Source organism: Paenibacillus sp. FSL W8-0187 (assembly GCF_037969755.1).
Taxonomy (GTDB): domain Bacteria; phylum Bacillota; class Bacilli; order Paenibacillales; family Paenibacillaceae; genus Paenibacillus_AQ.
In genome coordinates, this window is the sequence record NZ_CP150206.1 from 308889 (window position 1) to 320413 (window position 11525).

Genomic DNA, 11525 nt, shown 5'->3' on the forward strand with positions numbered 1-11525 from the left:
ATCGGGTGTCACACCCTCAAGCATTGAGTGGCAGCAGGGTGCCTGTAATGATTAACGCATCTCGAAAATCGGTCGATCCGGTCCAGGATCGGCCTGGATCCAGCCGATGGCGAGCAGAACGACGACGGCGATGAAGGCAGCCGGCAGTACCCATTTCCAGGCATATGCGAGCATTCGTACAGCCGGGGACATCATGGCAAGTATCAGCCCGATCAGTACGACGCTGAATAGGTGAATCCCTGGCGGCAGCATGAGGAACACAATATGAAAGACCGAAGTAAACATCAGAACAGGGATAAGGGACGTTCCCAGTACAATAGCCGGATGGTTTAAGGATTCGATTGGGTCCCGGGTAAATGCCGCCCATGTCAATGCCGCAAACTGGACCAGCAGCGGAATCGCAAATAAATAGCTTGCACCCGGCAGGAACCAGGTTGAACCAACAAGCAGCAGCAGGAACAGGAATGCGCCCGCCAGCAGCATCTCCAATTCATTCACTTTCTGCACGATCCAGCGGGTGAGTGCAACATGAATGATGAAGGTTACCAGTATAAAGCTGACACTGTACAGAAACGAATCATAGGTTGCGCCTGTGGGCTGCGTCATTTTGCCGGCCCACAACGTATCGACCAGCGACCACAAGCCAAAGCTTAGCGCTGCCGAGAGCACGACGGCCAGAATCGGGGTTAGCAAGCTGATCAAACTTCCCTTTAGGAAGAGTCTAGAGATGCGGGCAAACAATACCGCGAAAGCCAGCCATATCGCCGCGAACACCACGGTGATCGGGACCGCCCATTTTGCAGGGTAATGAACCAGCAGGCCAAATAGATTGAAGTAAATACGGTCGTCTGTTGAAGCCAGGTCAGTCAAGTCGAGATTGCCAAAATGCTTTGCCATGGCGAGTGCATTCTCGCCTTGATGCTGCATGGTTTCAAGGGAGACGTTCTCCGTGTTGTCCATCGGGGTATGATAGGCTACCCACCCATCGCCATAGGCAAAGTTCAGTCCCGGGAGACCATGCTCAAGCGCCACCGTCAGATCGGTATCGTTCGGCAGTTGTTTGTAGAGGTCCACCAAGAGCGAGTTGCTGACAGGATTGGATACGGCCTTGGCGTATTCTTCAATGATCCGACTATTGTTGTCGCTGGTCTGGAACATAAGGGAGGATCCTTTTGATCCTCGGGCTTCAAAATTCGCAATCATGCCAACCTCACGATGCTGTGGGTCACGGAAGAACACTTCAGCCCCCAGCAGGCCTTTCTCCTCCCCGTCTGTCAGCAGAATCCATATGTCATTCTGCGGTGGAGGCCCGGCTTGGATCGCTCTTGTCGTTTCCAGCAATGAAGCTATGCTTACCGAAGCATCATTCGCTCCGGGTCCGGTAGGGACCGAGTCATAATGGGACATAAGCAGGAGCGGTTTGCCCGATCCGGTGCCCTTAATGACGCCCAGAATGTTCGTTAGCTGAGTGTCGGTGTCGATGTGCTTGGTTGTCAGGCGGTCATTAAATTCTTGAACGTCCGGGTTCAAGCCGAGTTGCTCCATCTGTTCCACCAAGTAAGCTCTGACTTCCGCATTGGCAGGCGAACCCATCGGATGGGGCTGCTGTGCGATCTGCTCGACATGCGCCATCGCGCGTTCGGCAGAGAATTCGGTTGCGGGTGCATCGATGCTGCTGGCCTGCGGCGGCTTCTCGAACCACAGCATGAGGGAGATAAAGAGTATGACGGTGAGGATGGTTGTAAGCGGCAGCCAATAAGGAGGTTTGTAATCCGGCGGTCTACTCAATTGAATTTGCATGATAAATACTCACTTCCTTTTATGATCATTCAGGCGTTTCGTAAAGCGATCTTTCATCGTATGTAAGAAACGTGCTCTTACACAGCGTAGTTCCAGAATATGACATGTGTCAACATAAGATTGAGAATGATCAGCTTTCCATGCATAACACAAAGCAAGAGCCTCCATCAGAATGGAAGCTCTTTAGATTTATATTCAATATTCATTTTTTCATACCATGCGTTCAGTCCGGTCCAGAGCTGTTCACAAAGCTCATATACATGATCGATCTGGAGAAGCTGACCTCGCATGACCAATTGCGCAAGTTCATCGTATCCGGAAGGCCTGGATTTCAGGGACAGTGATTCCTCCAATGTCTTGGCTCTTGTATTGTAAAATGTTCGGTTGGCAAGTCCAATCAGCTTGGCGGCCTGCCAGGTCAGATCTTTGGCCCCGAGCGGGAGGTAGCTAAAGTTACCGGATTGGACGTTGTTACGTATTTTGCCCATCGTTTCGTAGGGTTCCCAGATCATGAATACCCGCATCGTTTCTTTGATGGCTTCCTCTGAAACCTGGAGGGGCAGCTTCCGAATCTCAGCGAGCAGGTTCGCCGGATCGTAGATTTCCTGTAGATGGACATAAGCGCCAGCTGTAATCGCCCATGAGTCGTCCACAGACGCGGCAGCCTTCAGTATGTCCTGTTTTTGTTCCATGCCGATTTCGATTTTGAAAGGGGGGTATATGAATTCGTGTCCGGTAAGGGAGACTCCGTCCTGTGTAACAACTTGAAGTTCAATGTCCGAGTAAGGGCCATCAATCCCTTGCGCGATCGAGCCGTACAGGCCAATGGCCAGAATGTCATCGCCGTGCAATTGAAGCAGCCGGTCTTTGATTTGATGAATGATGTTCATTTTCTCTTCTCTGGTCGTAGCCGCAGGATAAGGTAACATAAGGAAATCCCCTCCGAAATAAGTTAGTTATCAATATTATAATATAAATAGAACGGTTGAAAGCGGAGTGGAGTTTGGGATTCTGTGAATAAATATAAGGGTTATCCGGCATTCCATCATATGATAATATATGCTTACGGATGTGGGAAGTAGTGGTCGCCCCCGCACCCACAATTAATAGCTGAGGTGAGAAGAGATGAGTAGAGCTGAGCAGAGTCAAGGCAAGACCAAACAGGAATTGGACCGGGTTGTATTTATTGGCCGCACGTTTGAAGAGTACACGTTTATGTTTGATTTGGAAATGTCAGAGCTTACCGGCAAAAGCATATTGGATTGCCCCTCCGGAGCGTGTTCGTTCACCGCTCACGGTTCGAAGCATGGTCTCGATATCACGGCCAGTGATATTGCCTATGATCACAAGCCGGATGACCTGGAGGCCAAGGGACTGCAGGATATCGGGCATGCGATGGAAACGATGGAACAGGCGAAGAGTAATTATGTTTGGGACTATTACGGAGATGTAAAGGGGCTTCGTCGGCATCGCCAGCAAGCGCTCCGTGACTGCGTCCAGGATATGAGGGAGTTTCCGGATCGCTATGTCGCTGCAGTACTGCCGGAGCTGCCTTTTGCTAACGAACAGTTTCACCTGGTGCTGTCCGCCCATTTTCTGTTTATGTACAGTGACCGATTGGATTATGACTTTCATGTCCAGACGATTCGGGAGCTGCTGCGAGTGGCCTCGGAAGTGGTGCGCATCTTCCCGTTGACCGATTTATCGGGGAGTCGTTACGGCCATTTGGACCGCTTGATTCATGAGCTGGAGGCAGAAGGCTTTCGGGTAGCGGAAGTCACTGTGCCTTATGAGTTTATGAAGAACGGCAATTCGCTGCTAAGCATTCGTAAGAGATAGACAGACAGACGGATAAAATTAAGATATAGAATGAATGTAAAATAAGGGAGGGAGCCGGCAATCAGCTGGCTCCCTCTTTTGGTTGGGATGGTTTTTGCAGAGTGGACGTGCGCTCTAATTCTCTATTAGTTCTAATTCTCCTGTCTTACAGGAGCACGGAGAATGGTTTTCATGGAGGCGGCGGCGGCTTTTCGTGGATCGGACAAATAAATCTCATGATGCAGCCCGTCCTGGACGTAATGATGCTGTTCCATGTAGGCATACATTTTCGCCAACGTATCAGGCTCCGTGCTGTAGGGGCCGATATGCATGATTTGGATGCATAGTCCCTCATGGATCGTTTCCAACACCACTTGTTGAATGGGTTCCAGATGGTTTTTCTTGGAGAAGGCTTTGTCCCGCGCGGAACTTACGATCTCCGAGGTGACGAACGCCGGCATCCGAATGAGCAGCTTCCAATGCCATTCCTCTTTCGGAACCTCCAAACCGTACCGATCCGAGTTAACCCACCATTGTCCTTCAAGTTTAGGAACGGTAAAATCCTGAATTTCCGCCTTGCAATGTCCCTTAACGCCATAGGCAACGGTATAAAGCGCCTCGGTAGCATCCTCGAAAAGAGAGCTTTCGGGCGCACCTTGACCTTCGAATGACAGATAGAGCAAGGGGTCGAACTGCACAAGCTCAGGGGTGTTCCCGGCTGTGTAATAGGTTTTATCGCTTTTGGCTAAATCGAGTTTAGGAAGCGTCATACGTAAATCTCTCCTTTTTGGTCATGATTTACGGCTATCATAAACCAACTTCACTGACTGCATAGGAGTCAGTGAAGTTATCTGAAGTTATCGAAGGATCAGTCCTCGTAATATGCGGCCAGGTCTCGGGCTGTCTCGGAAAGAATGGTTCGCAGCTGCTGAGGCTCAAGTACATTAATTCCTCTGCCATAAGAAAGCAGCAGATAAGGCATGTATTGCAGCATCCAATCCGGATGCATACGGAATTCGGCTTCGTCGTCAGTTCTTCTTGTGACAAGATAAGGCTGCAGGAACCACTGGTTGCATATCGCGTCCAGGACCTCGGTGAGCCCTTGAAGGCGAACGGTTACCAACGTCGTTTCGTTCTCCTTCGTATTCTGATCCTGATACTCATGAATACGGCTCATGTAGTCATGTACCGAGAAATGCTCCGGCATTTCAAACGTGCGGCCTGTTAAGGACAGGCTGTTCATCCGGTCTACCCGGAATACACGGAGGGCTTCCCGTTGATGGCAATAGGCAATCAAATACCATTTGCCGAGCCGGTAGATCAGCCCATAGGGATCAATGTGGCGCTCCTCCGCGGAGCCGCTGAAGGACTTCGCATATTGAAGGATCAGGGTTTCCCGACTGGCAATGGCTTGCTCTAACTCGCGCAACATAGGGTGAAGCAAGGCACTCTGGGATGGCGAGGGGATATGGATGCTGCCGACATGACGCCTCAAGTCTTCCAATTGGGATTCCTGAAGACGGTGTTCAATTTTAGTTCGTGCTTTTTCAAGAGCATCCGTAAACGGATAGTCCGCTTGCCGGGCAAGAAGCACACTATGTTCCATGGCTTTAAGCTCGGTAAGTTCGAAGAACAGCGGCACGCTTAAAAAAGAGTCGGGCAGCCTGAACCCCCCGCCATGCCCCGATTCGGATATGATGGGGACTCCGCTCATACCCAGTGTGTCGATATATCGGTAGACCGTTCGGACACTTAACTCAAGTCTCTCCGCCAATTGCTCGGCTGTCATTTTTTTATGGGATCGAAGCAGCCATAGGATGGATAACAGATAGTCCAGCTTAGCCATGGACAGCACTCGCTTTCTTCATGTTATTTAGGTTAAATCCGGATTAATGAAGCTATTATAACAATCCATGAGGGGGTGTGATCAAGGGTATGAAGAGGGGATTCCAGGTATAACAAATAACAAAAGTTCAATATTGATATTGAATGATGGTTTGTTATAATGTGTTCAACAGAGAGGGGGCGTAAAGATGGGCAGTTGGGCGGAAAATCCAAGGTCTCTATGCTCATTGAACCTATGTCACATGATCAACCATTAACGAAAGAAGCCATATTGGACGCTGCCGAGCAGACGCTTCGGCGCTATGGCCCTGACAAGACCTCGGTTGTCGATGTTGCCAAGGCGCTTCAAGTGAGCCATGGATCTCTATACCGGCATTTTCCCAGCAAGGCCGCTCTGAGAGAAGCCGTAACGGAACGATGGCTGCAGCGGATTGCGGATCCGTTACAGAAGATTGCAGACGGAACGGAAGGCAGCGCCGCTGATCGCTTGCGATTATGGACGGATACCCTCATCCGGGCCAAACGGGCTTATGTCCTTGAGGATCCCGAGATGTTTGCCATGTATACGACCGTGACGCTGGACGCCGTCAAGGTGATTGATACGCATGTGAGGCTGTTAATTGGACAGATTGCCCAGATCATCGATCAAGGGATGTTTACCGGTGAATTTAAGCCGGGCCAGTCGGAGTCGGTGGCAAAAGCTTTTTTCATGGCAACGTCCCTGTTTCACCATCCGGCGCATGCCTCTCAGTGGACCTCGAAGGAGATTGAAGCCGATTTTGACTCGGTGTGGGCGCTATTGTTATCTGGAATCACAAAACAGTAAACAGGCGAGAATAATAGTAAGCGGGAACTAAGCAGTGCTCGCGGCCGCCGTTATGCGATACTGCAAAAGCACCGCGGGAGCTAGCGCGGTGAGATCACCACCTACGTTAAAAAGATGCTATTCTTGGCGATACTCGCATGGGATAGCGTCTTTTTTTGTTCTCATTCAATTACAAATGACAAAAATATAAAATTGTCACTTGTAATTTGTTATATAGAGACATATAATCAAATTACAAAAAAGACGTACAGATCAGAGGATCCATCTGATGAGATATTCGTGCACCTAATTCCTATGCGGGAGGTTGTATCATGGCAAAGAGTTTATCGGGCAAGGTAGCTATCGTAACGGGAGCATCAAGAGGCATCGGGCGTGAAATTGCGGAGAGGCTTGCGGAAAACGGGGCTAAGGTGGTTATAAACTATGCGAGCAGCCCCGCTAAAGCTGAGGAAGTGGTGAGCGCCATTAAGCAAGGCGGCAGCGAAGCCCGGGCCATTCAAGCCGATATAAGTCAGGTAGCAGCAATTGAACGTTTGTTTAGTGAAACAATCGAGGCTTATGGCGGAATCGATATTCTCGTGAACAATGCCGGCATCATGACAACCAAGCCGATTGCGGCCATGACGGAGGAAGATTTCGATCAGCAGTTTGCGATTAATGTGAAGGGGACTTATTTTGCGATCCAGCAGGCTTTTCACCATATGAATTCGGGCGGGCGCATCATCAATTTCTCGACGTCTGTAGTTGGGCAAATGTTCCCGGCGTACAGCGTATATGCTGGCACGAAGGGCGCTGTAGAGCAGTTTACGCGTCAGTTGGCTAAAGAATTCGGACCCAAAGGAATTAGAATTAACGCTGTGGCACCCGGACCGATTAATACGGAGCTCTTCACGGTTGGCAAATCGGAGGAACAGATCGCGGGAATCGCAAGCACGAATGCTTTCGGACGTCTGGGGGAACCGGACGATGTCGCAGGGGCCGTCCTTTTTCTGGCCGGCGAAGAATCGAAATGGATCACAGGTCAAACGATCCGCGTGAACGGCGGGTTTGTGTAATACTCGTCAATATTGCAAAACAAAAAAGGCACCGGGGGTCCGGTGCCTTTCGTTACGGGATACGGTCGATCCGTGGAGAAGGTCATAATTACGCATCAACCTACTTGTGAGTAGAATGCTTCCCCTGAATGTGGGGGAATGATCGATATTCTCCGTAAACGTCCCTTAATCTAGGTCCTTCCACTTCAAGTCCAGCGTCGGAGGCGTGTAGCTATCCATGAGCTCGAGCAGCTTGAGCGGGTCATCGGAGAGGTTGATCAGGTTTAAGTGGGAGGCATTGGAGAAACCTTCCGTGATACTGTACTGAATCAGCTTCATGAACGGTTCATAATACTCCCGGACATTGAGCAGTCCGATCGGCTTCTGATGAATTCCAATTTGCGACCAGCACAATACTTCGAACAATTCCTCAAAGGTTCCAAAACCGCCCGGCATGGCGATAAACCCGTCGGACAGTTTCGCCATCGTCGCTTTGCGCTCATGCATATCCGCTACTTCAATGAGCTGGGTCAGCTCGGTATGTACAATCTCACCTTTAAACAGTCCGCTCGGCATCACACCGATAACTTCACCGCCATGCTGCAGAACGGCATTAGCCACTTCACCCATCAATCCGATATTGGAGCCGCCGTATACAAGCTTATATTGGTTGTGAGCAATGTGTCTGCCGAGCTCGGCAGCTTTCGCTTGATAGTCTGGGTGTTCCCCCATGTTCGATCCTGCAAATACACATATAGATTTCAATTCGCACACTCCTTGACAAGATGTTGATATTTCATTTGAGTAATTATACTATATATAGTGATTTATGTCATGGCATCGATGGACTATACTGTTAATGCTCATCAGATGGCACCTACTTATATTATGGCATACATGTTAGCATTATCATGAGTTTGATCTTGAATTATGTAAAAAGTAAAGGTTAAGTGATCCCAGGGAATCGCGGAGGTAGCACAAGCATGGATATGAATGAAGCGCAGCAATGGATTAAACAGTTTTACGGGGAGCGAGGCTGGACCCAGTACGGTCCCTTTATTCGCGTTGGTTTTTTGATGGAGGAGACAGGGGAAACGGCGCGTGCCGTCCGCGCTTATGAGATCGGCAGGGACCGCCCCGACGAGGAGGTTCAATCCAAGGAACAGCTCAAGCAGGATTTGGTGGAGGAGATCGGCGACGTGCTCGGCAACATTTCACTGTTGGCGGATCTTTATGGCATTTCGCTGGAAGAAGCATTTACGGCCCATCAGCAGAAGCTGCTGAAGCGGTTTGGTTCTTAAAGGTGATACGCTAGACCCTGTTTTGCATCCCATTGACGAGGCTGCCCCCCAGGAATGATTCATAGTCGAAGGGGCATTATTACGGCAAAACTTACGAAGTAAAAGGCTGCCCCAGGTCCCTTGGACCTTTTGGAGCAGCCTTTTTTGACATATATCGTGGGATAAACCATTAGAAGTCTTACGATACCAGGACCTTGCGGAATTCCTCCGTCAGCAGCGGGACGATATCGAACAGATCGCCGACGATGCCGTAATCGGCTACCTTGAAGATCGGTGCCTCAGGGTCTTTGTTAATCGCAATAATGACCCGCGATTGGCTCATGCCGGCCAGATGCTGGATGGCGCCGCTAATGCCGCAGGCAATATAGATCTCGGGCGTGACCACTTTGCCGGTCTGCCCGATCTGGAGCGCGTAATCGCAGTAGCCGGCATCACAGGCTCCGCGCGATGCGCCGACGGCCCCGCCGAGCAGGTCCGCGAGCTCCTCCAGCGGCTGGAAGCCTTCCGCACTCTTCACGCCGCGACCGCCGGAAATGACGATTTTGGCTTCCGAGAGGTCGATTTTTCCCGTGGTTTTGCGAACGACGTCCTTTACCACAGAGCGGAGGGAAGGAGCCGGGTAAGCGATGTCCTCAATACTGGTGCCCGCACCTTCGATGGCTTCCGCGGCGGGAATATTGTTCGGACGCACCGTGACCACCCACGGTCCGTTCTGGAAGACGCGCTTCTCAAAAGCTTTACCCGCATATAGCGGACGCGTGAACACCGCTTCTCCACCTTCAGTCTCGATCGCGATTACGTCGGAAATTTGCCCGGCATTCAGGGAAGCGGCGACAAGCGGTGCTAAATCGCGGCCGATGGCCGTATGTCCGAAGAGGACGGCATCAGGCTGCGCTTGACCGATGACCGCTTCAATGGCCGATATATAAGCTTCGGGATTATAGCTCTCCAGATCATCATGCTCAACCGTATAGATCGTGTCGGCACCGTAGGCTTTCAGGGCCGATACGGCCTCGGTAATATTCGAGCCTGCGACCAGAATGCGGATGCTGTCACCGTCACCAGCAATCAAACGAGCTGCACCAAGCGTCTCGAGGGCAACCTGGCGCAGCTTTCCATCCCGGTTCTCGGCATACACTAATATCGTTTTGCTCATATCATAACCTCCTAGGATCCATTTGAGATTGAAGTGAAGAGAGTTTGACGATTTAACCAGCCTGAGCAACCTAAGCGAATTCAGGAGATTTCCTCCGACCGCTGCTGCTCCGGATTCCCGAAACGTATCAAGCGAAAAGCGTGCATGACGGACATCCCGTAAACCATACAATCAGAATACATAAGGAATGATGACATGGCCCTCTGTCGGTTCCGTGTAACCGCATTCAATAGCGGGTGTCAAAGGGTACACCCGTACACCCGTTCATTAGATCACTTTCGACTGGGTACGGAGCAAGGATACCAGCTCATGTGCTACTTCGGCGGGCTCACCCTTCAGAATACGTCCGGCACTTCGCTCCGGCGGCAGTGACAGCTCGCTTTGCTTTGTTGCCGGCTGGATATCAGCTTCCGATAGCCCGAGATCATCTAGTGTCAACGTCTGAAATGGCTTTTTCTTAGCCTTCATGATGCCAGGCAGCGATGGATAGCGGGGTTCGTTCAATCCCTGCTGTGCCGTGAAGATCGCCGGGAGCTGAACCTCCAGCACTTCAAGATCGCCTTCGGCATCCCGATGCACTTCAGCCGTGGTACCGTTCAGTGTAAGCTTGGTAATGGAGCCGGCATGCGAAATACCGAGAAGGCTTGCCAGGCGAATGGCCACCTGACCCGAACCGCGGTCTACGGAGAAGTTGCCGCCAAGGATCAGATCCGGGCTTTCCTTGGACAAATACGCATGCAGCACCTTCGATACCGCATATTCATCGTCCGGAATTCGCTCGTCGGAGATCAGCACGGCATCATCAGCGCCCATGGCCAGCGCAGTCCGCAAGGCCTCTGCCGTACGATCCGGTCCGACGGACAGGAGTGTCACGCTGCCGCCGTGGTCATCCCGAAGCTTCACGGCTTCTTCCACCGCATATTCGTCATACGGATTGATTACGAATTTCACCCCATCCTCGGCAATCGATCCGTTCTCAATCGTAATTTTTTCCTCCGTGTCAAAGGTCTGTTTAAGCAATACCACAATCTTCATCGGTTAAACGCTCCCTTCAATATGAATATCAGCGGGACTTATTGTCCGCTGGAAACACCGTTCAGGAAAAAGCTAAGCGTCTCATCCGCCTGATCGGACAGAGAATACTTGCGGCCGGAGATCAGCCAAGAGGTTACCGCTTCATCCATCGCGCCAAAAATCAGGTTGCGCACCAGTTTGACGTTCAGATCGGAACGGAATTTCTGTTCTTTGATACCCTGTTCCAGGATATTCTCGATCAGCACAATATATGGCTTCAATGCGCTGCCGATTTCCTTGCGCAGCTCCAAATCGCTCTGCCGCAGCTCAATCTGCGTGACATAAGCAAGCTCAGGATTGCTCTCCAGCTCTGAGAAATGGATGCTGCAAACCGTCCGCAGTGCTTCCACCGCGTCCGTGGTTCCTTCCACGCTTTCGTGGAATTTGCCGACCAACTCGCCAAGCTTTTCCTGAAACAGGCGGATCAGGATATCCTCCTTCCTCTTAAAGTATAAATAGATGGTGCCGTCAGCCACGCCGGCGGCCTTGGCGATCTTGGATACCTGGGACCGGTGGTAGCCGTTCTCGGCGAATACTTTCAGGGCGCCCTGGAGAATAAGGTGGTATTTTTCATTTTTTTTACTTGTCATATGCTCACCCCGATGTTAGAATACAGTTAAAATTATGAATGAATACTCATTCATTTCTTGTATCCATCATAAAATACGTTC

12 protein-coding genes are annotated in these 11525 nt (G+C 50.7%); 4 read left to right on the plus strand and 8 right to left on the minus strand.

Features of this window, described 5'->3' with window-relative positions; all coding sequences use genetic code 11:
• Positions 1–51 precede the first annotated feature (51 nt).
• Complete coding sequence (locus MKY48_RS01415) at positions 52–1800, minus strand: M28 family peptidase (RefSeq protein WP_339292107.1); 1749 nt, start codon at positions 1798–1800, stop codon at positions 52–54.
• A gap of 167 nt (positions 1801–1967) precedes the next feature.
• Positions 1968–2729 carry a kanamycin nucleotidyltransferase C-terminal domain-containing protein gene (locus tag MKY48_RS01420; RefSeq protein WP_339269468.1) on the minus strand — a complete coding sequence of 254 codons (762 nt, stop codon included), beginning with the start codon at positions 2727–2729 and terminating at the stop codon, positions 1968–1970.
• A gap of 196 nt (positions 2730–2925) precedes the next feature.
• On the opposite strand from MKY48_RS01420, the gene MKY48_RS01425 reads away from it, so the two are divergent.
• Positions 2926–3639 carry an SAM-dependent methyltransferase gene (locus MKY48_RS01425; protein WP_339269470.1) on the plus strand — a complete coding sequence of 238 codons (714 nt, stop codon included), beginning with the start codon at positions 2926–2928 and terminating at the stop codon, positions 3637–3639.
• A 131-nt stretch (positions 3640–3770) separates the two neighbouring features.
• On the opposite strand, the gene MKY48_RS01430 is transcribed toward MKY48_RS01425, so the two are convergent.
• Both MKY48_RS01430 and MKY48_RS01435 read right to left on the minus strand, forming a co-directional pair.
• Entirely contained in the window at positions 3771–4388 is a 618-nt protein-coding gene (locus MKY48_RS01430; RefSeq protein WP_339269472.1) for a GyrI-like domain-containing protein, read from the minus strand.
• 98 nt (positions 4389–4486) lie between these two features.
• Positions 4487–5464 (minus strand): YafY family protein, encoded by a 978-nt coding sequence (locus MKY48_RS01435; RefSeq protein ID WP_339269474.1) that lies wholly within the window; start codon positions 5462–5464, stop codon positions 4487–4489.
• Positions 5465–5623: 159 nt separating this feature from the next.
• Here MKY48_RS01435 and MKY48_RS01440 point away from each other — a divergent pair, with 159 nt between their 5' ends.
• Together MKY48_RS01440 and MKY48_RS01445 are read left to right on the plus strand one after the other, a co-directional pair.
• Complete coding sequence (locus MKY48_RS01440) at positions 5624–6289, plus strand: TetR family transcriptional regulator (RefSeq protein ID WP_339269476.1); 666 nt, start codon at positions 5624–5626, stop codon at positions 6287–6289.
• Between the two features lie 311 nt (positions 6290–6600).
• Positions 6601–7344 carry an SDR family oxidoreductase gene (locus tag MKY48_RS01445; protein ID WP_339269477.1) on the plus strand — a complete coding sequence of 248 codons (744 nt, stop codon included), beginning with the start codon at positions 6601–6603 and terminating at the stop codon, positions 7342–7344.
• Between the two features lie 165 nt (positions 7345–7509).
• Here MKY48_RS01445 and MKY48_RS01450 read toward each other — a convergent pair whose 3' ends face one another.
• Positions 7510–8088, minus strand: coding sequence for a TIGR00730 family Rossman fold protein (locus MKY48_RS01450; RefSeq protein WP_339269479.1), 579 nt, complete (start codon positions 8086–8088; stop codon positions 7510–7512).
• Between the two features lie 218 nt (positions 8089–8306).
• Between MKY48_RS01450 and MKY48_RS01455 the strand changes: the two genes are divergently transcribed.
• Positions 8307–8624, plus strand: a complete 318-nt coding sequence (locus MKY48_RS01455) for a MazG-like family protein (RefSeq protein WP_098741415.1) — start codon at positions 8307–8309, stop codon at positions 8622–8624.
• Positions 8625–8802: 178 nt separating this feature from the next.
• Here the strand turns inward: MKY48_RS01455 and MKY48_RS01460 are convergent, their stop codons facing one another.
• From MKY48_RS01460 to MKY48_RS01470, 3 genes are all read right to left on the minus strand, one after another.
• Positions 8803–9780 (minus strand): electron transfer flavoprotein subunit alpha/FixB family protein, encoded by a 978-nt coding sequence (locus MKY48_RS01460; RefSeq protein ID WP_339269481.1) that lies wholly within the window; start codon positions 9778–9780, stop codon positions 8803–8805.
• A gap of 267 nt (positions 9781–10047) precedes the next feature.
• Positions 10048–10815, minus strand: a complete 768-nt coding sequence (locus MKY48_RS01465; RefSeq protein WP_076322611.1) for an electron transfer flavoprotein subunit beta/FixA family protein — start codon at positions 10813–10815, stop codon at positions 10048–10050.
• Between the two features lie 38 nt (positions 10816–10853).
• On the minus strand, positions 10854–11444 hold the full coding sequence (locus MKY48_RS01470; RefSeq protein ID WP_076322610.1) for a TetR/AcrR family transcriptional regulator: 591 nt from the start codon (positions 11442–11444) through the stop codon (positions 10854–10856).
• Positions 11445–11525: the final 81 nt, after the last annotated feature.

Coding starts and splice junctions, on each gene's coding strand:
- MKY48_RS01470 (WP_076322610.1), bottom strand. CDS start 11,444: ATGACAAGTAAAAAAAATGAAAAATACCACCTTATTCTCCAGGGCGCC.
- MKY48_RS01445 (WP_339269477.1), top strand. CDS start 6,601: ATGGCAAAGAGTTTATCGGGCAAGGTAGCTATCGTAACGGGAGCATCA.
- MKY48_RS01425 (WP_339269470.1), top strand. CDS start 2,926: ATGAGTAGAGCTGAGCAGAGTCAAGGCAAGACCAAACAGGAATTGGAC.
- MKY48_RS01440 (WP_339269476.1), top strand. CDS start 5,624: ATGTGTTCAACAGAGAGGGGGCGTAAAGATGGGCAGTTGGGCGGAAAA.
- MKY48_RS01435 (WP_339269474.1), bottom strand. CDS start 5,464: ATGGCTAAGCTGGACTATCTGTTATCCATCCTATGGCTGCTTCGATCC.
- MKY48_RS01455 (WP_098741415.1), top strand. CDS start 8,307: ATGGATATGAATGAAGCGCAGCAATGGATTAAACAGTTTTACGGGGAG.
- MKY48_RS01415 (WP_339292107.1), bottom strand. CDS start 1,800: ATGCAAATTCAATTGAGTAGACCGCCGGATTACAAACCTCCTTATTGG.
- MKY48_RS01460 (WP_339269481.1), bottom strand. CDS start 9,780: ATGAGCAAAACGATATTAGTGTATGCCGAGAACCGGGATGGAAAGCTG.
- MKY48_RS01465 (WP_076322611.1), bottom strand. CDS start 10,815: ATGAAGATTGTGGTATTGCTTAAACAGACCTTTGACACGGAGGAAAAA.
- MKY48_RS01420 (WP_339269468.1), bottom strand. CDS start 2,729: ATGTTACCTTATCCTGCGGCTACGACCAGAGAAGAGAAAATGAACATC.
- MKY48_RS01430 (WP_339269472.1), bottom strand. CDS start 4,388: ATGACGCTTCCTAAACTCGATTTAGCCAAAAGCGATAAAACCTATTAC.